This is a genomic window from Proteus vulgaris, from assembly GCF_033708015.1.
Classification (GTDB): Bacteria; Pseudomonadota; Gammaproteobacteria; order Enterobacterales; family Enterobacteriaceae; genus Proteus.
In genome coordinates this window covers 2392647-2417305 of record NZ_CP137920.1, presented here as the reverse complement: position 1 = coordinate 2417305, position 24659 = coordinate 2392647, and the positions used below count along the sequence as shown (strand labels likewise).

The window sequence follows — 24659 nt, the reverse complement described above, 5'->3', positions numbered from 1 at the left end:
CTTAAAGATCATCAGAATATGCAGGTAATTCTATAAGGATTTTCACGCCACCTAAAGAGGACGGCATTGCACTTATCTTACCATTATGGGCTTCAACAATATTTTCGCAAATCGCAAGACCTAAACCAGAGCCACCACTTGCACGATTTCGTGAGTTTTCTGCACGATAAAACCGCTGGAAAACAACGTTATATTGAGCGTTATCTAGCCCTGGAGCACTATCTTCTAATGAAATCAGAACATGATTTTGTGCTTTTTGGGTACTGATATGCAATTGACCACCTGAATAAGTATAACGAACACTATTCTCCAGCAGATTATGGAAAAGCTGGATCAATCGGTCAGGATCGGCTTGCACAATCAATGGAGACAGATCATCTAATTCGGTGAGTAAAGTAATCTCTTTAGTTTGATATGTGTGACGATAAGAAGCCACTGCCAACAAAATGACCTCATTAATATCAATAAAATCTTTACGATAAGTTAAAGAACCTCTGTCTGATAGCGAAAGCTGGTGGAGATCATTAACTAATTTTGTCAGGTTGGTGACTTCAAATAGAAGGGAGTTTAATGTCTCTTTTGTTGGCTTTCTGACACCATCTTGCAGCGCTTCAAGTTCACCTTTTAAAATAGCGAGAGGGGTTCGCAATTCATGTGAGATATCTGCCATATAATCGCGACGAATTTGCTCATTTTTTTCTAGTGTGCTGGCTAGTTGATTAAAATCGGTAGCGAGCTGACTGATTTCATCTTTGCTTGTGGGCGTCACACGAACAGAAAAGTCACCCGCTGCTAATTTATGAGTCGCCTCAACAAGTCGTTTAACTGGGCGTATCATATTGCGAGAAAGAATAAGAGTGATCAATAACGCAAAAAGAACCGTTAAACCAGCAATGACCCAACTGGTACGCAGTTGTTGTTTATCAAAACTGATATCGGCTTCACTGCTGATTTTATCTGCCGCACTGACAATCACCCATCCAACAATTTCATTGTGAAAGGTAATGGGCTTTTTAAATGTTTCTGCGGGAAATTGATTGTCATGCCCAAATAAGCGCTTCATCTCTTTATCAACGATCCAAAATTGCGTACGCCAACCTCTGGGAGGAGGGCCTTCGCTACTTTGACTTATTTGATCAATGCTTCGTAATATTTGATAAAGAGAACGATCATCTCTATTGAGAAAGCGCCAATCTCCTGTCAATGCATATTGTTCAGTTAAGGCTTCAGCTAAAAGAGTTGCACGCTGTTCACTGTTTTTCTTGATATAACCGATGAATCCTTGCTGGAAGCTGCCTCGAATACCAATATGCATAGCGAGAACAACCACCATACAAGTCGCGAAAACCACTAAGAACAGCTTGCTTCTCAATTTCATGCATTTGCCTCTTTTTTGCTGATCCGTCGTTGTTGCCAACGTTCACGCAATCCATCAAAAAATAGATAAATAACAGGGGTTGTATACAGGGTCAGTAGTTGGCTCATTAATAAGCCCCCTACAATGGTTATTCCTAACGGTTGTCTTAATTCAGCACCATCTCCGCTACCTAACATCAATGGTAATGCACCAAATAATGCGGCAAGAGTTGTCATAATAATAGGACGAAAACGTAATAAACTGGCTTGAATAATGGCCTCTTTAGCTGACAATTTGCCTTCACGCTGTGCTGTAATTGCAAAATCCACCATAATAATGGCGTTTTTCTTCACAATACCAATAAGCAACATAATGCCAATAAGTGCGATCAGACTAAAAGGTGTATTAAAAAGCTGTAATGCTAATAAGGCACCCACACCAGCAGAAGGTAGGGTTGATAAAATAGTCAGCGGATGAATATAGCTTTCATACAGTACACCTAATACCAAATAGACCGTTACAATCGCCGCTAAGATAAGAATGAGTTGTGATTTGATGGTTTCTTGGAAAATTTGTGCGGTACCTGCAAAAGAGCCTCTGACGGTATTCGGTACACCTAGCTCTGTCATTGTACGTTCAATAGAATTAATGGCATCAGCTAATGTATAGCCTTCAGGAATATTAAAGGCAATAGTTGAAGAAGCAGATAATCCTTGGTGATTAACACTTAATGGGGCATTAGCGGGATACCAACTCGCAAATGCGGATAATGGGATACGTTCACCTTGATTATTGACCACATACATTTTATCTAACGCCGAAACATCTTGGGTGTATTGTTCAGAGACTTCCATGACCACTTTATACTGATTTAGTGGCGCATAAATGGTGGATATTTGACGCTGACCAAAAGCATTGTTCAGTAGATTATTGGCATCACTGACATTAATACCTAATTGCGACATGGTATCGCGATCGTAAGTCAGTGCCATTTCTGCGCCTTTATCTTCTTTATCAGAGTTAACGTCTACAAGTTGAGGCAATTCACCTAACGCTTTACGGACAATAGGCTCCCATTTACGCAACTCGCTTAAATCATCAGCTAATAATGTAAATTGATAACTGGCATTGGCTTGACGCCCGCCTGCTCGAACATCTTGCACTGGCATTAAAAAGAGGTTGGCACCGGGTTCATTGGCTAATTTTGCCCGTAGGCGATTAATTACTTGATTGGCGCTATCAGTACGCTCTGATAATGGATTAAGAGAAATAAACATAAATCCACTGTTAATACGCCCTCCACCGGTAAAACCCGTTACGCTATCAACGTCTTTATCTGCATTAATTTCTTGCATAAAACGGGTCATTTTTTCTTTCATCGATTGGAATGAAATACTTTGGTCTGCACGTACAAATCCCATTAAGCGACCCGTATCTTGATCGGGGAAAAATGTTTTGGGGGCACTGATATATAAATAGGCATTTAAGCCTAACGTGGCGAAAAAAATAGCCATAATCCAGCGTCGATGGCGCAATGCGGCTTGTAATGTGACACTGTAACCTTGCTGGGCGCGGAAAAGCAACTTACCAAAGCCTCGTAAATGTGATTGGGCTTTAGGCTTCATGCCTTTTAGTAAATGCGCACACATCATGGGCGTTAGCGTAAGAGAAACAAATAGCGAGATAGCAATAGCGGTTGTTAAGGTGATGGCAAACTCTTTAAACAATCGCCCAACAAGACCATCCATTAACAGTAATGGAATAAAAACGGCAACAAGAGAAATACTCATCGACAGGACAGTAAAACCAACCTCACCAACGCCTTTTAAAGCGGCATCTTTGGGTTTTAAACCATTTTCAATATGACGAGAGATATTTTCAAGTACCACAATAGCATCATCAACCACAAAGCCCGTCGCTACGGTTAATGCCATTAATGAAAGATTGTTTAAACTAAAGCCACAAAGATACATGGCTGAAAAGGTCCCAATTAATGAAACGGGAACAGCAACGGCAGGGATCAGCGTGGCACGACCTGAGCGTAAAAATAAGAACACAACTAAAATCACGAGCGCCACAGCAATGGCTAACGCTCGTTCTACTTCAGCTAGGGATGCGCGAATAGTCGGGGTTCTATCTTGTGCTACTTTTAAATCAACACTGGCTGGGATCAACTCACGTAAGTCAGGAAACTCATTACGAATGCGATCCACGGTTTCAATGATGTTGGCACCCGCTTCACGACGAATAACGAGCAAAATCGCAGGTTCTCCGCCACTCATTCCCGCCGCTCGAGCGTTTTGTACTGAATCGGTAACTTGTGCCACATCACTTAAACGTACAACAGCATCTTGATTATAATGCACAATCACAGGACGATATTCTGCTGCTTTGCTGAGCTCATCGTTAGTTTGGATTTGCCAACGCTTCTCGTCATTATTTACAAAGCCTTGAGGTCGTCGCACATTCGCTTGGTTAATGGCTTTTCTGACATCATCGAGGCTGACATTTTGGTTAAATAACGCATCAGGATTGAGGGCGACACGTATCGCTGGCAATGAGCCACCACCGACAGATACTTCACTGACACCTTCAATCTGCGAGATTTTTTGTGCCAATCTTGTTGAGGCGAGATCGTAAAGTTCCCCTGTATTTTGGATATCAGAGGTGAGCGTTAAGATCATAATCGGTGCATCAGAAGGATTTGATTTATAATAACGTGGTCGGCTTGGCATGCCTGAAGGTAATAAGCTTTGTGACGCATTTAATGCGGCTTGTACATCACGAGCTGCTGTATTGATATCTTTGTTTAAATCAAACACTAGAGTAATACTGGTACTGCCAAGCGAACTGCTTGATGTCATCTCATCAATACCCGCAATTCGCCCTAGGGAGCGCTCAAGTGGTGTTGCCACAGAAGATGCCATCGTTTCTGGTGATGCCCCTGGTAATGAGGCGTAAATATTAATAACGGGATAATCAACTTGTGGCAATGGGGCAACAGGGAGCAACATGAAACCTAATGCACCACATAGCGAAATCGCCAAGCTGAGTAACGTCGTTGCGACGGGACGTTGAATAAAGAGGGCGAAAAACTTCATGATACAGCCCCGTTATTATTCTCAACGTGTTTATTACGGTTGATATAGAGCGATAACTTATCAAATAATAGATAAATAACGGGGGTCGTAAATAGCGTTAAGATTTGGCTCATAATTAAGCCACCAACCATACAAACCCCTAATGGCTGACGTAACTCGGCTCCTACACCGGTACTTAACATTAAAGGTAAGGCACCTAAAAGCGCCGCCATTGTAGTCATTAAGATTGGTCGGAAACGTAATAGACATGCTTGATAAATAGCTTCGTAAGGGGTTAAACCTTGCTCTCGTTCAGCGGCAAGGGCAAAGTCTATCATCATGATCGCATTTTTCTTTACGATCCCGATGAGTAAGATGATCCCAATAATTGCAATAATATCCAGCTCATTGCCCGCGGCGATTAAAGCTAATAATGCACCAACACCCGCTGTTGGCAGCGTAGATAAAATAGTGATAGGGTGAATAAAACTCTCATATAGCACGCCTAATACAATATACATTGCCACAATTGCCGCGATAATCAGCCACAAAGTACTCGAAAGCGCACTTTCAAATGCCAGTGTTGCCCCTTGGAATTGGGTGGTGATATCTCTTGGCATAGAAATTTGCTCTTCAGCTAATTTTACAGCTTTTACGGCTTCTTCAAGAGAGGATTGTTCAGCGACATTAAATGAGAATGTTGCTGAAGGAAATTGCTCTTGATGATTAATAGAAAGTGGTGCTAAGCGTTGCTCTACGGATGCAATAGACAATAAAGGTACCATCGCCCCCTCTTTGCCGGTCAAATGCACGGCTGAAAGAGCCTGTAGTCCATCACCATTACGAATATCTTGTTCTAAAACCACGCGATACTGATTAGCTTGAGTATAGATAGTGGAGATTAAACGCTGACCAAAAGCGTTATAAAGTGCATTATCTATATCACTCATCGAAATACCTAAACGGCTTGCTGAGTCTCTATCTACTTTGATATACGCCATCATGCCGTTGTCTTGCCAATCACTGCTGATATCGGTCAATTCAGCGCTATCTTTTAGTGCTTGGGAGAGCTTTGGCACCCAATAAGCCAATTCATCTAAGGATGTTGCTTGTAGCGTGAATTGATACTGAGTACGAGAAACTTGCGTATCAATTGTCAAATCTTGAGTCGGTTGCAGATAGAGCGTCATGCCTGAAATAGCCGCAATGCGTTCTTGTAAACGAGGAATAATCACATCTATCCGATCATCACGCTGATCAAGGGGTTTTAGCGTGATTTGTAATCGTCCTGTATTGAGTGTTGCGTTGCTTCCATCAATCCCTACAAAGCTAGCAATATTATCAATAGCGGGATCATCAATTAATTTATCAACGACTTGCTGCTGTTTTTCTACCATTGCTTGATAAGAAATGGATTGTGAGGTTTCAATGGTTCCTTGCAATAACCCGTTATCTTGTAGTGGGAAGAAGCCTTTAGGAATAAACATATAGAGCAATACAGTGAGCACTAATGTGCTCAGTGCGACACCAAGCGTTATCCATTGATGGTTTAAAACACGTTTGAGCCAAACGGCGTATACCGCAATCATTCTTTCAAAGAAACGCTCGCACGCCATTTCAAAACGATTGTGTTTGATTTCATTTTCAGGCTTTAGCAATCGGGCACACATCATTGGCGTTAATGTGAGCGAAACGACAGCAGAGATTAAAATGGCGACAGCAAGAGTGATTGCGAACTCTCTAAATAAGCGTCCGACAATATCGCCCATAAATAACAGGGGGATCAGTACGGCAATAAGAGAGAAGGTAAGGGAAATAATGGTAAAACCTATTTCGCCAGCCCCTTTTAACGCGGCTGTTAATGGTTTATCACCACGTTCAAGGTAACGGGAGATATTTTCAATCACAACAATGGCGTCATCGACAACAAAGCCCGTGGCAATGGTCAATGCCATTAAGGTGAGGTTATTGACAGAGAATCCACAAAAATACATCACGGCGAACGTACCGACTAATGAAAGCGGTACAGCAATACTTGGAATTAAGGTGGCGACACCATTACGTAAAAAGAGATAAATGACCATCACCACAAGGGCGATAGCTAAACCCAGTTCAAACTGCACATCTTTAACAGAAGCACGGATTGTTGTGGTTCTGTCTGTTAAGATCTCAACATTAACGGATTTTGGTAAATTAGAAACTAAATCAGGTAATAAATTACGAATATTATCAGTAGTATCAATGACGTTAACGCCGGGTTGACGTTGAACATTAATAATAATTGCTTGCTTATTATTCGCCCATGCACCGAGTTGATTATTTTCAGGTGCTTGTTCTATTGTTGCGATATCAGATAGACGAATTGGGGCGCCATTTTTATAAGTAACGATTAATTGACGGTAGTCTTCTAATGATTTCATCTGATCATTGGCGGATAACGTCACAGAGCGAGTGGGTCCATCAAGGCTCCCTTTTGCTGAGTTAACGTTCGCATTATTGATGGCTACACGAATTTTTTCGCTATCTAAACCGTAAGATGCAGCGGCTTGTGCATTAAGTTTGATTCTAACCGCAGGGCGCTGCCCACCCGCTAAAGAGACTAAACCAACACCATTAACTTGTGAAATTTTTTGCGAAATACGGGTTTCAACCATATCTTGCAACTGTGTCATGGGTAATATTGAGCTTGTCACCGCCAAGGTTAAAATAGGCGGATCTGCGGGATTTACTTTGCTGTAAATCGGTGGATACGGTAAATCGGATGGTAGCAGATTAGTGGCCGCATTTATCGCAGCTTGGACTTCTTGCTCTGCAACATCTAATGGTAATGTTAATTGGAACATCAGTGTGATCACTGATGCACCACCAGAACTTTGTGACGACATCTGTTTTAATCCAGACATCTGTCCAAATTGACGCTCTAATGGAGCGGTAACTGCTGATGTCATTACATCTGGGCTTGCTCCTGGATAGAGTGTAACGACCTGAATAGTGGGGTAATCAACTTCAGGTAATGCAGAGACGGGCAACATACGATAGCCAACAATCCCTGCAAGGAGTATGGCGACCATAAAAAGGGTGGTTGCAACAGGGCGCAGAATAAATAAGCGAGAGGGGCCCCCACTTGTACCGTGTGTTTTCTCGGTCATTACGCTTTCTCCGCAACAACACGGTTATTATCTTTCGTCTTTGGTGCTGTGGGGGTCACGATATCAACTTTTGCACCCTGTGTTAATCTATCCACACCATCGGTTACAACCCGCTGTTCTGCCGATAAACCCGAAGCTATGACGACTTTTTCTGCATTTTGTAATGCCACTTCAACACGTAATTTACTCACTTTATTTTCGCTATCGACAACCCAAACAAAGTGACCTTCATTACCCATTTGCAGCGCCGCATTAGGAATAACGACTGCTTTTTCTAATGTGGTGACATAAAGACGGACATTAACAAATTGGTTAGGGAATAACGTTGTCTCTTGCTGAGGGAAACGTGCTTTTAATTTAATGGTGCCAGTTGTTGCATCAATTTGGTTATCAACACTAAATAATTTGCCTTTAGCTAATTCAAATTGGTTATTTCTATCTAATGCGGTGACGGGTAAATCGGCATTATTTTTACGCGCTTGAATAACATTCGCGAGATCTTGTTCTGGTAATGTAAAGAGCACATCAACAGGATCCATTTGATTGATAACGACGATAGGTGTAGAGGAGCCACCAGAAATATAATTACCAACATCAACTTGTTTTAAACCCACTTGACCTGAAATAGGCGCGGTGATTTTGCTGTAAGTGAGTTGTAATTGTGCATTACTGATAGCCGCTTCATCAATACGGATGCTAGCTTCAGACTGTTTAACTAAAGCTTGTTGATTATCCAATTCTTGTTGTGAGACTAAATTGGTTTTCGCTAATTTTTGATAACGTGCTAAATCAAGACGAGCATTAGCTAATGTTGCTTGATCTTTTGCCAGTTGTCCTTTGGCTTGAGCTAATTGAACTTCAAAGGGGCGAGAGTCAATTTCCGCTAATAAATCACCTTGTTGAACGTGTTGTCCTTCCGTGAAATGTAATGCCATTAATTGACCTTCAACACGGCTAGTGACGGTGACACTGTTAGTGGCTTTAACCGTTCCTAAAGCAGATAAAAACTGGGGAACATTCTCTTGCGTTGACATTGCAACTTGAACAGGTGGTAAAGGTGGACGACGAGATCCAGAGGTACCTCGACTTTGTGAGTTTGCTGCTTGAGCCCCTTTATTTTCAGGTGATGCTGTTTTTGCTGCATTAAATTGCCAATAGGCGTAACCCCCTGCGATGACGACAATTAAAGCGATGATGAGAGAAACTCTTTTTTTAACATTTTTGTTTTTATTCATTACTTTTGTGATCTCACTGGCAACTAGCTAATCAGAAATACTGAAATGAAAATCTGGAATGGTGACATTCTACCTGTTTCTTCATCGTTAAAAATGAAGGAAATATGGAAATTAAGTCAAGGAATGTGTTTTGTTGGCGCTATTTTAATCAATTAAAACGTATTGCTACTGGCATTATTCTATCGTTGTTATTCAATAAACGTTAATTGAGCAAAAAGAGCAATAAGCAGTAGCGTAGCTTAATTGTTTATATGGAGATAATTAAGTGGAAAATAATTTATTGATTATCAGTAAGTTATTTTGTTTGATGTTTTTTTAATCGCATAACTATTTTGTACAAATGCCTGTAACTATGATAAAACGCAATAGTTAGTTATAATTCTTAGATAATTATGCTTTCCAGTGATAGAATGCCAACCTTGTTTTTCTCTGCGTTGAACTCTTTTCAAAGAATAACAATCCAGTATGAAATTCACCGAGCTTTAACTCTGTCTTGAATAACGAAATTTTTGTAAAAATTAGCCTAAATATAAAGGCGTAATAGAATAATTAGAGGTTTTTAGTGTCAACTGCAAACACACCTGACGATGGACAAAAACCGAGCCTGAATGCATTTAAACAGCCTCGTGCGTTTTATCTCATCTTCTCAATCGAATTATGGGAACGTTTCGGTTATTACGGCCTACAAGGGATCATGGCCGTTTACTTGGTTAAAATGCTGGGCATGGGTGAAGCAGAAGCTATCACCGTTTTTGCTGCATTTACCGCATTAGTTTATGGTTTTGTTGCTATCGGTGGATGGCTTGGGGATAAAGTCCTTGGTACTAAAAGGGTTATTATTCTTGGCGCAATCGTACTGGCAATTGGTTATGCGATGGTAGCATTTTCTGATCACAATAAAGACGTGATTTATTGGGGACTTGCAACGATTGCAGTAGGTAATGGTTTATTTAAAGCTAACCCATCTTCATTATTAGCCACTTGCTACGAGAAAGATGATCCGCAATTAGACGGTGCATTTACGATGTACTATATGTCTATCAACGTAGGTTCGTTTTTATCTATGTTAGCAACGCCATGGTTAGCGGCTAATTATGGTTGGGATGTTGCATTTGCATTAAGTGTTGTTGGTATGCTGATCACCTTAGCAAACTTTATGGTTTGCCGTAGTTGGATCAAAGATAAAGGCTCTAGACCTGATTTTGAACCGCTTAATTATTTAAAATTATTATTAACGCTGGTGGGTATCGTCGCTTTAACGGCTGTATCGACTTGGCTATTACATCATAATGAAGTGGCAAGTTGGTCTTTGGCGGTTATCTCACTCGGTATCATCCTGATTTTTGCACGTGAAACCTTTATGATGAAAGGTGCTGCTCGCCGTAAGATGATTGTCGCGTTTTTGCTGATGGTTGAAGCCGTGGTCTTTTTCGTTCTTTACGATCAAATGCCAACATCGTTAAACTTCTTCGCAATCCATAACGTTGAGCACTCAATTTTAGGTTTTAGCGTTGAACCTGAACAATTCCAATCATTGAATCCATTCTGGATCATGTTAGCAAGCCCATTATTAGCGGCAGTTTATAACTTTATGGGTGATAGATTGCCGATGCCATATAAGTTCACCGCAGGGATGTTCTTAAGTGCGACGGCATTCTTAGTGTTACCACTGGGTGCAAGCATGGCAAATGAAGCGGGTATTGTGTCTTCATGGTGGCTAGTCGCAAGTTATGGTTTCCAAAGCATTGGTGAGCTAATGATTTCAGGACTTGGTCTTGCCATGGTTGCTCAACTTGTACCGCAGCGTTTAATGGGCTTTATTATGGGTGCTTGGTTCTTAACTTCGGCAGCGGCTGCAATTATTGCCGGTAAAGTGGCGAGTTTAATGGCAGTACCAGAAGATGTACAAAGCGCTCACGCTTCATTAGAAATTTACAGCAGTGTATTCTTACAAATCGGTATTGTAACGGGTGTTATCGCAATTCTAATGCTGATCACGGCGCCTATGCTAAGTAAAATGACACAGTAATTTGTGCCATTAAAAAACAAAGTTTAAGAAAAATAAAGGATGCTATAAGGCATCCTTTTTTGTTTATTTATTGCCATCGAATGCAGCATAAAAAAATACCGCCTTTATTAAGGGCGGTATTGTATTCGGGGACGGATAGAACGATGCGTTGATATTGATAAAGGTCTAGCCGCTCACTTTATCAATCTGTAATGCAACCTCTTTTTCTCTGGTTGTCGGTTTTACTGCTGTCCACCCTTTATAAGCTAAAGGTAAGAAAGCGACAGCAATTGCTAATAATGATACGCCAGCAACATAATATGCACCTGCCATTGCTGTTTTTTCTAACCATATTCCTGTTAACATTGGTGTTAATCCACCGAACAAGGCATAAGCCATATTATAAGCAAAAGATAAACCAGAAAAACGAATTGATGGTGGAAATGCTCTTGTGCTAACGATAGGTGTAGTTGCAATCGCGCCTACAAAAAAGCCCATCAAACCATAGTTAAACGCTAATTGAAAACTTGACATCGCTGCATCTAAACTGCCATAGAAATGGAATGCAGTAAGAATTAAACCGCCCCATGATAATGTCATTGATGCACGTGTTCCTAATTTGTCACCAATCCAACCCCAGAATATGCAACCTAAGGTTAAAGTTAATGTTGCAACACAGTTTGCTTCTAATGACGTTGTTCTATCAATTTTATAGATCCCTTCAACAATGACACCGGGTGTCATCAAAATGGTGACAACGATAGCGGTTGATAAAGACCATGTTAATGCAGCTGTAATTAAGCATGCTTGCTTATGACCCTTAATAACTGAAACCACAGGCATTTCTTGTGCTAACGCTTTTTTTGCCGCCATTTCTTTGAAGATCGGGGTTTCTTGTAAAAAGCGACGTAAGTAAACAGAGATTAAGCCAAATACGCCCCCTAAAATAAAAGGAATACGCCATGCAAAATCATTTACTTCTTGAGCGGTATAGCTACGTTGAACGATAATTGCCACGATTGAGCCTAATAAAATACCGCCTGTAATACCCGAGGTTAATGTTCCTACACCTAAACCATAACGTTGTTTGGGGGTGTGCTCTGCGATAAACACCCAAGCACCAGGCATTTCACCACCAATGGCGGCACCTTGCATAATGCGCATTAATAACAACAATAATGGTGCTGCAACACCAATGCTGGCATAAGTGGGTAATAAACCAATCACTAATGTGGGTACAGCCATTAAGAAGATACTTAAAGTAAACATGCGCTTACGTCCAATAATATCTCCGTAGTGCGCCATAATAATGCCACCCAAAGGGCGAGCAAGATAACCTGCGGCAAAAATACCTAATGTCTGCATTTGTGCAATAAAAGCGTTATCGCCAGGAAAGAACAAGTGGCTCAATGTTTTCGTAAAGAACACGAAGATCACGAAATCATAGAACTCCAATGTTCCCCCTAGTGAGGACAAACCCAACGTTTTATAGTCGTTGCGATTCAATGGTCTTGCCGTAGGTTGACTCAACGGCTGAGTGGAGTGTGATTGTGATGTCATAATAACAACCTATAATAATCATCGTGATAAAAATATTAAGTAATAAGATCACCATTAGATTCTTTTTAAGTTAGCAAATAAAATAGGGTGAAAATAAATAACTGTGAAAGGTTATTTAAAAACTATTTATGCGAGAAAGAATAATATTGTGATGATAGTTTAAGTTATAACAGGAAGCTCTTAATAATGTAAATAGGTGAAATTAAAACAACATTATTAACTGTTTTTTTACCACTGTTTGTTGTTATTGTTTTAGTTGATTGACTTGAGTAAATTTAAATTTCATTTTATTATATTTATGCAATATATAATAAAATTATAATATGAATTAAAAGTAAGTAAGAAGTCTGTGTTTAAAATAAAAAAAGCTTAATATTGAATATATTTATTCAACCCTTAATAAATAATTGAATAATAAATTAAGGTATAAGTTAATTTATTATTATTCTATAAATAAAGTTATTATTAGATAATTAAGAAAGCTAACAGTATTAATAATGAAAGATATGCTCTGATAGAAAATGAATTGTTAGAATATTCTGCTGTATGTTAAATACCACTTCCTTGATATTAAATTCCATTTTTTTGCTATTTTTTAAAATTAGAATCCAATAAAATTTATAATGATAATTTTATTTTTGTGTTTTTATGCATAATGTAGTTTTTATGTGATTTTTCGGTGGGTTGAAAATAAAAACAAGAAAAGGCATCAAAAAAACGATCCTTGGTTATAATTACATCAGAAAGTCAGTTGGTATATCGGAGGATTTATGATCTCTATCTCAATGAGTGCGGTTCTCTTAGCCGCAATTGTGCTGTTTGCATCACTTTCTATTGTCGCATTAGGGGGTGGTTTGGTACTAAAAACCATACTGAATAATGCAGAGCAAAGTGATACCCATCAACTCAGTTCTTCTGTTAGAAAAACCTTTGTCACATCGCTAATTGTTGCCTTATTACTTATTTACTTTTATCTCTCGACAACGGTCTAGTTTGTTTTATCAGTGCTATTACACCACGTGATAGCACTGTGGTTATTAACCCTGTATCTTAAGCTTTTTGACCTTTTAAACCGATTAAATTGCCAAAAGGATCTTCGACTTGGCACATATAAAACCCATTATCTATTTCCATAGGACCTCGATAAAGTGTTGCCCCTATTTTTTGAAAATGCGTAAGTGCGCAATTAAAATCATCAACCTGCCAATATAAAACAGTGCCTTTTTTGCCTGCGCTCACTTTGCTATCGGCTTGAACAACCTCAATAGTAAAATCACCGATATGTAATAAGGTAAAATTGAAATCAGGTAGATATTGCGCAACCGCAGATGGAAAAGCATGTTGATACCATGCTAACCCTTCGGAAACATTGGGAACGTGAATAAGAATAGCACTGGGTTTGATATTCATAATATTGAATGCTTAAGAAAGACAATAACATGTTTATATGGTGAGAAAAAAAACACCACTGTATCGAACTTAACAGTGGCGTTTTTTAATGTGGTTTCTTTTAAACCAAGAAGATGGTTGCTAAACCTAAGAAGATAAAGAAGCCCCCCGTATCTGTAATCGCGGTGATCATAACGCTTGAGCCAATTGCTGGATCTTTACCTAATTTAATCATTGTCATTGGGATTAATACCCCCATCATGGCTGCCATTAAGAGGTTTAATACCATCGCCATGGTCATTACTGCACCCATCGCGATATCGCCATAGAGAAGGAAGGTGACAACGCCCATTATGCCTCCCCAAACAATACCATTAATAAGGGCGACACCTAACTCCCTTAAAATTAAGAAAGAGAAACTACCCGTTTGTATTTGATGCAGTGCTAATGCGCGGACAATCATTGTGATGGTCTGATTACCTGTGTTACCACCAATCCCTGCCACAATGGGCATTAGCGTTGCAAGCGCAACGAGTTGCGAAATAGTATGTTCAAAGACACCGATAACACGAGAGGCAACGAAAGCCGTACATAAGTTGATGGCAAGCCAAGTCCAACGAGTTTTCACCGCTTGCCCGACGGGAGCAAAGACGTCTTCTTCTGGGCTCAACCCCCCCATACGACGAATATTGGTATCGCTCTCTTCATGCATATTATCAACGATATCTTCAACGGTTAATCGCCCCATTAAAAGACCATTACTATCAACAACAGCCGCTGAAATTAAGTCATAACGTTCGAACGCGCCCGCCGCATCTTCGCCTTTTTCCTCAGGCATAAAGCTAACGGTATCTGTTTTCATGACATCAGAGACAAGCTTATCAGGAGATTGCGTTAAAACGGTGGTTAATGGAAGCTCGCCCAACAGATGGTTTTTATTATCAATAACGAAAATTTTATCTGTTGCTTCAGGAATAGAGCCTCGCTGGCGTAGATAACGCTGTACCGTTTTTAATGTGACATTACCTCGCACAGTGACGAATTCAAAATCCATCATCTGACCGACACTGTCTTTAGGATATTGAAGAACTTCTCTTATTCTATTACGCAGGCTTGGTTCTAAATAGGTAAGAAGGCGACGCATCGTATCGCGAGGTAAGTGCTCTGCGATGTACGCTTGCTCATCCACATGTAATGTAGCGACCGATCGTAATAATTCACGGTCAGTCATATCTTTTATTAAGCTGTCCCAAACGGCGACAGAAGCTTCGACTAAAACAGCACCGCGTTCATTATTATCAACCAAATGCCACAAAGCTAGACGTTCGTCATAGGGAAGGGCTTCAAGAATATCTGCAATATCTGCCGCGTGTAGATCTTGTAGTAATTCTCTAACAGTGGTGATTTTTTCATGAAGTTCATGGTGGCTCAGCCTATCATTTTCACTTGCTTCACCTAAAACGGTTTCAACAAAATGATCATCTTCGAGAAAGATGTTCAAAATTTGTTGACGTAGGTGTGCCACTTTTTGTGAATACGGATTGATGGCAGCCGCAGTATCATTGTTGATAGCTGTTTGAGACATGTTATTCCTTTTTAATTCTTATGAGGGAGATAACCATAGACACTAATTATTCCATTTTAGGATGATTATCGGTTTTCTCCGTATAAAAAATATGAATCTTGAACAATATTGCGTTGGTGATGTTCATATTATGGTCACAAATCAAACCTATGTTGTTATGTGATAGTTGTTGTATGATATATGCAACAAAAGACGCATTGACTAGCGTCTTTTTCTTTATAATATCATATTGTTAAGCAGATTCCTCTTTTATATCCAGTTTCCACCCCGGAACAGACTGCCAATGTTCTTGTTCTTTTTCTAAATCCAATTCCATCAATGTGTTATCGGAAAGATATTTTTTAGGAAAATAAAGCGTCCAATGATTTTCCTCTGTGACTAAACGCAAAGATGCAGGTTTTGTTGTCGATTGTCGCTGATTATTAAGTAAAGTTGCTAATCTTAGTATTTGTACGAGAGGGAAATACTGTTTCTTTTTATAAAGATTAAATTTAGGCAATTCATCTAACTTGATCCCTTTGCGGTGATAGCGAACCAAGGTTGTTAATAACAACTGCTGCTCTTGATTAAAACCGGGTAAATCAGTATTTGAAAGAATATAGGCAGAATGGCGGTGCAATCCACTTAAATTAATGCTTAATCCGACTTCATGTAACATGACAGCCCAAACTAAAATAGCCTCTAAATCAGGGCGAACCAGTTTTGAATTTTGCTGTGCCCACTGAGCGTAAAGAGATTGCATGGTTTCAAGAACACGTTTGGCTTGTTCTCTATCGATATTATAGTGCTCTGCAAGGCTTTTCGCTGTGCGTTGGCGAATATCTTGATGACGGAATCGGCCTTCCATTTCATACAGCACACCTTCACGTAATGCACCGTCAGATAGGTGTAGCGCTTTCAATCCTAATGAATCAAAAATACCGCATAAAATCGCTAAACCTGGAACAAAAACATGTTTACGTTCATCGGATAAACCCGGCAGGGTAATATCTTTAAATTTCTTAAATCGTAAAACTTGTTTAGTGAGCATAAGTAGACGTTCTGGTGTGATAACACCGTCTTTTTCACCGAACTCAACTAAGATCTCATGAGCCGCTTTAATTGTTCCTGATGCGCCTAAAGCCACGTCCCAACCCGTCATTTTATATTGCCATGCAATTTTTTCCATTTTACGCGCTGCTTTTTCTCGTGCTTTACGAAAAGCGGATTCGCTAATTTTTTGTTCTGGGAAAAATTGGCGGCTAAAACTGACACACCCCATACGTTGGCTTTCGATTAAAATGGGCTCAAAATTTTCACCAATCACTAATTCGGTTGAGCCACCCCCGATATCGATAACGAGCTTTCGACCTTTTTCAGATTGAGTGTGTTCAACACCCATAAAAATAAGTCGAGCTTCTTCATGCCCAGAAATAATTTCAATAGGATAAGGAATAACGTCTTTAGCCCGTTGAAGAAAGACTTTCGCATTCGTCGCGACACGCAAAGTGTGTGTGCCTACGACTGTAACATTTTCAGCAGGAAAGCCCTGTAACCTTTCAGCAAAAAGAGAAAGGGCGGAAAGCCCACGTAACATAGCTTCTTCGCTTAATTCGTTATCATCATCAAGTCCATCAGCAAGATAAACTCGCTGTTTTAAACGGCTTAATACTTGTAATGCGCCATTAACAACACGCGCAATTATCATATGAAAACTATTAGAACCGAGGTCAATAGCCGCAATTTCTAAAGGACGTGGTGAAGAGTCATCTTGTGATAAAGGCATAAAATTACGCTCGTGAACTGGGTTGTTCTAACAATTTAATATATTCATAGACAGCAAGTTGGGAACGGATCTTACGTTTATTTCCACGAGGAACATAGCTATTTGTTAAATCCTTATCGATATAACGAGCTTTTACGGTGTCATTAAATTGAATATCCAGTATATCAAGAACGCGTTGCTTAAGTTGAGGATCAAGCAAAGCCACCGCAACCTCAATACGATAGTCAAGGTTTCTCGTCATCCAATCCGCAGAAGAGAGAAAGATTTTTTCATCACCTTTATTCGTGAACACATAAACACGGTCGTGTTCTAAAAAACGATCAACAATACTGGTGACCTGAATATTTTCACTAAATCCCGGTTGATTAGGGACTAAAGAACACATACCACGGACTAACAATCGTATTTTTACCCCCGCTTCTGAGGCATCATAAAGGCGATTAACTAGCTCTTCATCAACTAAGTTATTCACTTTTAATGTGATCCCCGCGGGATGTCCTGCTTGAGCACTGTGAATTTCATTGGTGATTAATTGATTTAAAAGGGTACGTGAGTTTTGTGGTGAAACCATCAAATGTTCAAACGTCACAGGGCGATAAGGGTTTTCAATAAAACTAAAGACGCGACGTACTTCATTAGTAATTTCAGTATTTGCAGTTAATAGTGAATAGTCAGTATAGAGACGCGCGGTTTTCTCGTTGAAATTTCCCGTACCAATATGGGCATAACGGATAATTTCACCGTCTTCTAAGCGAGAAATAATAAATAATTTCGCGTGAATTTTCAGGCCTGGAGCAGAGAAAATAACATGTACCCCCGCTTCTGTCAGACGTTTTGCCCAGTGAATATTCGCGGCTTCATCAAAACGCGCTTGTAACTCAACAACGACCGTGACACGTTTACCGTTATGAGCAGCATGGATCATCGAATCTATGATCCGAGAATCTTTAGCAACACGGTAAATATTAATCTTTATTGAGATAACACTTGGATCAAATGAGGCTTGACGTAGCAATTCCAGCACATGTTCAAAAGTATGATAAGGATAATAGAGTAAGACATCGCGCTCACGTATGGCATCAAAGCCATTACGGAAATTATCAAACCAAACATGGCGTAAACGTGGGATGGGTTTATTTAATAGGAATTTACTGCCTTCGTTGGGGAAGTTAATAAAATCTTTAAAATTATGATAACGACCTCCCGCAATAACGGAATCATTATTCGATAAACCGAGTTTACTGCGCAATAATGCTACCATTTCATCAGGCATATCACGCTGATAAACAAAACGGACAGGCTCTGCAGTCAGGCGTTGTTTTAATGTTGATGACATCATTTCAAGTAAACTTGATTCCATTTCTGTCGCAAGATCATACTCCGCATCTCGCGTCATTTTCATGGAATAAGCATTTAATGAATCATAATCAAAAAAGCCTTTAAATACCTCATCAAGGCAGTAGCGTAAAATATTATCCAATAAAATCATGGATTTTTTCTTACTACGTCCTTGGTCTGTTGGGAGAATAACAAAACGAGGGACTTTGTCTGATGGAATTTCTAACAGGGCATAATGAATAATTTGCCCTTGCACAATTTCAACCGCTAAATAGGTATAGTCATCTTTAAGAAACTCCACCAAGTCTGTTTCAGGATTAATCAAAATAGGTGTGATGTGTTTTCTTAAATTTTGACGGAAATATTGGCGTAACCAGATTTGTTGATTCGGAGAGATTTGGCGTTCGTTAATTAGAAAGATTTGGTTTCGTGCCATCTCTAATAACAAATCATTGTATAAAGCATCAAACTCTTGGTCGGCTTTAGCCACTTTTGATTGAATTTTCTTTATAAGATGGCGAGCATGACTTGATGCAGAGCGTGAGCCACGCTCCTCGTTAATTAAAATACGGCGTTTTACATCGGCAAAACGAACCTTATAAAACTCATCAAGATTATTTGAATAGATCCCCAGAAACCTGACTCTTTCAATTAACGGGTTTCGTTTATCAGCAGCCTCTTGTAATACACGTTCGTTAAACGCAAGCCAACTGATCTCTTTATCAATATAGAGTCGTTCCTGGGACATCTGAACTCCAACAAGGGTTAAAGTTAATACTTAATATCTGAATAAATCAGACATGTTGCTTAATAGTCGCACCCGGTTTAACAAAATTTTCGGGTTTCGCCTCTTTGGCTTTTTTTTCAAAATAAGGCGCTTGGAAAGTACACATTCTAATCGCAGAACGGTAGGCACCGTTAACAAAAAACTCATCTATTAAATCACCTTCTTTTTTAAAGCCAAGCTTTTGATAAATATGAATCGCTTTAGCATTTTCTTTATCAACGATTAAATAGAGTTTGTATAAATTGAGTACAGAAAAAGCGTAATCCATCGCAAGTTTTGCTGCTCGTGCAGCATATCCATGACCTTGATGCGCAGGGGCGATAATAATTTGGAATTCAGCGCGACGGTGAACATAATCAATTTCAACTAATTCGACAAGTCCAACTTTAGTGCCGTCACTTTCGGCAATAAAACGACGTTCGCTTTGGTCGTGAATATGTTTTTCATAAAGGTCGCTTAACTCGATAAAAGCTTCATAAGGCTCTTCAAACCAATAACGCATAACGCTGGCATTATTATCAAGTTGATGGACAAAAGAGAGATCTTCTCGTTCGAGAGGACGTAATTTTATAGGTGGAACTTTCTTACCACCAGACATAAGCACCTCGGTGAATGCATTGAATAAAAAGAGAAAAGGGTGACACAAAAAAAGTCACGTGGGCTACATTGTAGCACAATGTGACTTTTTATCTTAAACGAAATAGTTAACCAAGGCTGTCGAAAAGCGCAATGTCATCGAGAAAAGCTTGATTATTCTTCATTTTTAATCGTTCTTCAGCTAACCAACCGATCGCTAATGGGTAAATACGATACTCTTCCGTTTGTATTCTTGTTTGTAATGATTGTTCAGTATCATCCGGTAAAACAGGAATGCGAGCTTGAATAATCATGGGACCTCCATCAAGTTCTTCTGTCACAAAATGGACGGTCACGCCATGAAAAGCGTCTTTATTCGCTAAAACTTGGCGGTGAGTGTGTAATCCGGGGTATTTAGGAAGCAAAGAAGGATGAATATTTAATAATTTATGCTGATAATGTGTCACAAAATCAGGCGATAAAATACGCATAAAACCAGCTAAAACCACAATGTCGGGTTGATAAGCATCGATTTGTTTAATTAACGCACTATCGTAGTCAGCTCTGTCGTTATAGAGAGTCGGATCAACAAAATAAGCGGGAATATCAGCAAGTTTTGCCCGTTCAAGACCATATGCATCAGCTTTATTACTTAAGACAGCAACCACATTACCCGTGATTTTATTCGCCCTACAGGCGTCAATAATCGCCTGTAGGTTGCTGCCGTTTCCTGAGATGAGGACGACAATATTTTTCATTCACATACTTTCATTAGTTAATAATAACTTGTTCTTCACCCGTAGCTTGTGGCGCAATTTCACCAATTAACCAGGCGTTTTCACCACACTCTGCAAGGTGTGCTAATGTTTTTTCAACGTCATTTGGGTTAACAGCAATTAATAATCCAACGCCGCAGTTAAAGGTACGATACATTTCATGTGTGCTGACGTGTCCTGCATCTTGCAACCATTTGAAAACCACTGGCCATTCCCAGCTTTTACTGTCAATACGTGCTTGAGTGTTTTCTGGTAATACTCGAGGAATATTTTCCCAAAAGCCACCACCTGTAATATGTGCTACTGCATGGATATCGACATTTTCAATTAATGAAAGCAGTGATTTTACATAAATTCGAGTGGGGGCTAATAGGTGATCAGCTAATGATTTATCACCTAAGGAAGTGTTTTCAGCATGGGTATTGCTAACTTCAAGAATTTTTCTGATTAATGAATACCCATTAGAATGAGGTCCACTTGATGCCAAAGCAATCAGCGCATCACCCGCTTTAACTTTGCTACCATCGATAATTTCTGATTTTTCAACCACACCGACACAAAAACCAGCGATATCATAATCATTACCGTGATACATTCCCGGCATTTCAGCCGTTTCACCCCCCACTAATGCACAACCCGATTGCTTACAACCTTCTGCGATACCTGTTACTACGCGTGCTGCGGTATCGACATCCAATTTTCCTGTGGCATAGTAGTCAAGGAAGAAAAGGGGTTCTGCACCTTGAACAATTAAATCGTTGACACACATTGCGACTAAATCAATCCCGATGTCATCGTGGCGATTTAAATCCATCGCAAGGCGAAGTTTAGTTCCTACGCCATCGGTGCCTGAAACTAAAATAGGTTCACGGTATTTAGATGGGATCGCACAAAGTGCGCCAAAACCACCTAAACCTCCCATAACTTCAGGACGGCGGGTTTCTTTTACTACACCTTTGATACGATCGACTAAAGCATTACCTGCGTCAATGTCGACACCGGCATCTTTATAGCTGAGAGAGGATTTGTTAGTCACGTAGAGCCCTCACGGCAAGTTGCTGTTAAGAAAAAATGTGTGCGGGGGCTATTCTAACAGGCAAAGCAAACGTTTGCGAGGATCTTCTTTATAGGTCACAATTATTCATGTTGGTGTGGTTAAAAGCTGTGCGTTTGATCAATATCAATAGAAAAACGATGGAATGTTGGCAAAAAAGCGGTATAATCTCGCGATTTTTTTGTCAGGCTGCGTCGTACATTAGGAGAAATTATGAAGATCGTTGAGGTAAAACACCCACTCATTCAACATAAATTGGGGCTGATGCGAGATCATGATATAAGCACTAAGCGCTTTCGTGAACTGGCTTCAGAAGTTTCCAGTCTACTGACGTATGAAGCTACCGCCGATTTAGAAACAGAGACGGTAACAATAGAAGGTTGGTGTGGTTCGGTAGAGATAGAACAGATTAAAGGAAAAAAAATCACAGTAGTTCCTATCCTCCGTGCCGGTATCGGGATGATGGACGGAGTATTAGAAAATATTCCTAGCGCCCGAATCAGTGTAGTTGGCGTTTACCGCGATGAAGAAACATTAAAACCTGTCCCTTACTTCCAGAAATTAGCATCCAATATTGAAGAGCGTATGGCTCTTGTTGTTGACCCTATGTTAGCAACAGGCGGCTCTATGATTGCCACAATTGATTTATTAAAAAATGCGGGCTGTACTTCAATTAAAGTATTAGTTCTGGTTGCTGCTCCAGAAGGGATTAAGGCATTAGAAGAAGCTCATCCAGATGTGGAGTTATATACTGCATCTATTGATAGTCATCTTAATGAGCACGGGTACATCGTTCCAGGTCTTGGCGATGCGGGCGATAAGATATTTGGTACAAAATAATAATTAAGCCGACTTTGATAGTCGGCTTTTTTTTGGATCACATATTTGTTCTATATTTTAAATATTTTAAGGTGCTGCTAGGTGACGACGATGTGTAGGTGTAGTCAGCAATGCGGCGATTTAAAGTAGGACAAGTATAAAGTTAAAAATATAAACCAATTTTACATTCATATTAAAGAGAGGTCGTAAGCATGACTCGTCGTGCAATCGGGGTAGAAGAGCGCCCACCATTATTACAAACAATTCCGTTGAGCCTTCAACATTTGTTTGCAATGTTTGGCGCCACCGTACTTGTGCCAATTTTATTTAAAGTTAATCCGGCAACAATATTGTTATTTAACGGGATCGGAACCCTGCTTTATCTCTTTATTTGTAAAGGACGCATTCCTGCTTATTTAGGTTCAAGTTTTGCATTTATCTCACCTGTACTTTTATTATTACCTTTAGGGTATGAATTAGCACTCGGGGGATTCATTGTCTGTGGTGTGTTATTTTGTCTCGTTGCCGGTATTGTCAAAATAGCAGGGCGAGGTTGGATTAATGTGATGTTTCCGCCTGCGGCAATGGGCGCAATCGTTGCCGTCATCGGGCTTGAATTAGCAGGAACGGCTGCTGGAATGGCAGGATTATTACCCAGTGAAGATACACCGGTTGATAGCCAGACACTGCTTATCTCTATGGTCACTTTAGGTGTGACTATCTTAGGTTCTGTAATGTTTAGAGGATTCCTTGCTATTATTCCTATCCTTATTGGGGTATTAGCAGGTTATGCACTCTCTTTCTTCTTGGGCGTCGTTGATATTACACCCATAAAAGAAGCTAACTGGTTTGCACTACCGACATTCTATTCTCCCCGTTTTGAATGGAGTGCAATCTTTATTATCCTACCGGCTGCATTAGTTGTTATTGCTGAGCACGTTGGACACCTTGTTGTTACAGCCAATATTGTACAACGTGATTTAATGAAAAACCCTGGCCTACATCGTTCTATGTTCGCAAACGGTTTCTCTACCATTATTTCCGGTTTCTTTGGCTCAACACCCAATACCACATATGGTGAAAACATCGGTGTTATGGCTATCACTAAGGTTTATAGCTCATGGGTTATTGGTGGTGCGGCAATTCTCGCCATCTTATTATCGTGTGTTGGTAAACTCGCGGCGGCTATTGCTGCTGTACCTGTTCCAGTTATGGGTGGCGTTTCATTACTGCTTTACGGTGTCATCGGTGCATCAGGTATTCGTGTCTTATTAGATTCAAAAGTGGATTACAACAAACCTCAAAACTTGATATTAACGGCAATTATTCTGATTGTTGGTGTCAGTGGTGCATCGATTCAGATCGGTGCGGCGGAGTTAAAAGGTATGGCTTTAGCGACGATAGTTGGTATTGTTTTAAGCCTAATCTTTAAATTAGTCAGTATTGTTCGTCCTGAAACAGAACTCGTAGATAACACCATTGAATCGGTTAGTGGGACCGCAAACAAAAAGTAATTAAGTCAGAAGATCAGAATTTATATTCTGGTTTGATATAGGTTGATAATTTTTTAGGCATAAAACGCTCGATGAACTTCATCGGGCGTTTTATAGTTTAATGATAAGTGTGGTCGTTTTTCATTATAGAGCTATATTGATCCTTCCGGCATTTTCCCCAATCTATTATTGAAGAATGTTGCGGAATCTATTATTAAGGCCGTTCCGTAATTATTTATGTTCTTTTTAAATTGCATTAATAGCGATATTAATTCCCATCCAAATCATCATCACGATTTGTGTAAAGAAGAAAATAAACCGCCATGTTGCTACTTTGTCGGTTTGTGTCAGACAAATATGAATAAGACTTTGTGCAATTCGGCTGATAAAAACAATAATTGCTAAAATATTAAGAAGATAACTTTCTGTGTGAGTGAAATTCATGGCGACAACAATCGCCGTATACACGGGTAAGTTTTCAATACAATTACGGTGGGCTGCAATAGCACGCTGATACCAATCGCTACCTTGTGGTTTATTTGCTTGCCACTCTCCAACGGTTGCGCGGCCAGTTAAAATACGTGACCAGCGGTATACACCAACGGTGCCAAATAAAATGAGAAGTGTCCAGCCAGCAAACGCTAATAAAATCCAAGTTGGTGTATTCATTTTGTGTTCCAATTAATTA

17 protein-coding genes are annotated in these 24659 nt (G+C 39.8%); 4 read left to right on the top strand and 13 right to left on the bottom strand.

The window, feature by feature from the left end; all coding sequences use genetic code 11:
* Position 1 precedes the first annotated feature (1 nt).
* The 4 genes from baeS to SB028_RS11450 are packed head-to-tail and all read right to left on the bottom strand — an operon-like array spanning position 2 to position 8821.
* A complete protein-coding gene (gene baeS, locus SB028_RS11465) occupies positions 2-1378 on the bottom strand; it encodes a two-component system sensor histidine kinase BaeS (protein WP_069367576.1) in 1377 nt (458 codons plus the stop codon).
* Positions 1375-4458 (bottom strand): multidrug efflux RND transporter permease subunit MdtC, encoded by a 3084-nt coding sequence (gene mdtC, locus SB028_RS11460; protein WP_069367575.1) that lies wholly within the window; start codon positions 4456-4458, stop codon positions 1375-1377. Before mdtC ends, baeS begins: the two co-directional genes overlap by 4 nt.
* Entirely contained in the window at positions 4455-7586 is a 3132-nt protein-coding gene (locus SB028_RS11455; protein ID WP_069367574.1) for an MdtB/MuxB family multidrug efflux RND transporter permease subunit, read from the bottom strand. The genes mdtC and SB028_RS11455 overlap by 4 nt, the downstream gene beginning before the upstream one ends.
* Positions 7586-8821: an MdtA/MuxA family multidrug efflux RND transporter periplasmic adaptor subunit gene (locus tag SB028_RS11450; protein ID WP_248620269.1), complete on the bottom strand. Its 1236-nt coding sequence runs from the start codon at positions 8819-8821 to the stop codon at positions 7586-7588. Before SB028_RS11450 ends, SB028_RS11455 begins: the two co-directional genes overlap by 1 nt.
* 562 nt (positions 8822-9383) lie before the next feature.
* Between SB028_RS11450 and dtpA the strand changes: the two genes are divergently transcribed.
* Complete coding sequence (gene dtpA / locus SB028_RS11445; RefSeq protein ID WP_069367573.1) at positions 9384-10850, top strand: dipeptide/tripeptide permease DtpA; 1467 nt, start codon at positions 9384-9386, stop codon at positions 10848-10850.
* 165 nt (positions 10851-11015) lie between these two features.
* Here dtpA and SB028_RS11440 read toward each other — a convergent pair whose 3' ends face one another.
* Positions 11016-12389 carry an MFS transporter gene (locus SB028_RS11440; RefSeq protein ID WP_069367572.1) on the bottom strand — a complete coding sequence of 458 codons (1374 nt, stop codon included), beginning with the start codon at positions 12387-12389 and terminating at the stop codon, positions 11016-11018.
* Positions 12390-13159: 770 nt separating this feature from the next.
* Here SB028_RS11440 and SB028_RS11435 point away from each other — a divergent pair.
* Complete coding sequence (locus SB028_RS11435; RefSeq protein WP_069367571.1) at positions 13160-13381, top strand: hypothetical protein; 222 nt, start codon at positions 13160-13162, stop codon at positions 13379-13381.
* Positions 13382-13439: 58 nt separating this feature from the next.
* Here the strand turns inward: SB028_RS11435 and SB028_RS11430 are convergent, their stop codons facing one another.
* From SB028_RS11430 to purM, 7 genes are all read right to left on the bottom strand, one after another.
* Positions 13440-13799: a VOC family protein gene (locus SB028_RS11430; RefSeq protein WP_197672849.1), complete on the bottom strand. Its 360-nt coding sequence runs from the start codon at positions 13797-13799 to the stop codon at positions 13440-13442.
* 100 nt (positions 13800-13899) lie between these two features.
* Entirely contained in the window at positions 13900-15363 is a 1464-nt protein-coding gene (gene mgtE / locus SB028_RS11425) for a magnesium transporter (RefSeq protein WP_069367570.1), read from the bottom strand.
* 232 nt (positions 15364-15595) lie between these two features.
* Entirely contained in the window at positions 15596-17128 is a 1533-nt protein-coding gene (gene ppx / locus SB028_RS11420; RefSeq protein ID WP_069367569.1) for an exopolyphosphatase, read from the bottom strand.
* A gap of 4 nt (positions 17129-17132) precedes the next feature.
* A complete protein-coding gene (ppk1, locus tag SB028_RS11415; protein WP_069367568.1) occupies positions 17133-19214 on the bottom strand; it encodes a polyphosphate kinase 1 in 2082 nt (693 codons plus the stop codon).
* 46 nt (positions 19215-19260) lie between these two features.
* Complete coding sequence (gene speG, locus SB028_RS11410; RefSeq protein WP_069367567.1) at positions 19261-19851, bottom strand: spermidine N1-acetyltransferase; 591 nt, start codon at positions 19849-19851, stop codon at positions 19261-19263.
* Between the two features lie 106 nt (positions 19852-19957).
* Positions 19958-20587 (bottom strand): phosphoribosylglycinamide formyltransferase, encoded by a 630-nt coding sequence (gene purN, locus SB028_RS11405; protein WP_069367566.1) that lies wholly within the window; start codon positions 20585-20587, stop codon positions 19958-19960.
* A 13-nt stretch (positions 20588-20600) separates the two neighbouring features.
* Positions 20601-21641: a phosphoribosylformylglycinamidine cyclo-ligase gene (gene purM / locus SB028_RS11400; protein WP_069367565.1), complete on the bottom strand. Its 1041-nt coding sequence runs from the start codon at positions 21639-21641 to the stop codon at positions 20601-20603.
* 231 nt (positions 21642-21872) lie between these two features.
* Between purM and upp the strand changes: the two genes are divergently transcribed.
* Together upp and uraA are read left to right on the top strand one after the other, a co-directional pair.
* Complete coding sequence (gene upp, locus SB028_RS11395) at positions 21873-22499, top strand: uracil phosphoribosyltransferase (protein ID WP_023581896.1); 627 nt, start codon at positions 21873-21875, stop codon at positions 22497-22499.
* Between the two features lie 191 nt (positions 22500-22690).
* A complete protein-coding gene (gene uraA / locus SB028_RS11390; protein WP_069367564.1) occupies positions 22691-23992 on the top strand; it encodes a uracil permease in 1302 nt (433 codons plus the stop codon).
* 225 nt (positions 23993-24217) lie between these two features.
* On the opposite strand, the gene SB028_RS11385 is transcribed toward uraA, so the two are convergent.
* Positions 24218-24640: an MAPEG family protein gene (locus tag SB028_RS11385; RefSeq protein WP_069367563.1), complete on the bottom strand. Its 423-nt coding sequence runs from the start codon at positions 24638-24640 to the stop codon at positions 24218-24220.
* Positions 24641-24659 lie beyond the last annotated feature (19 nt).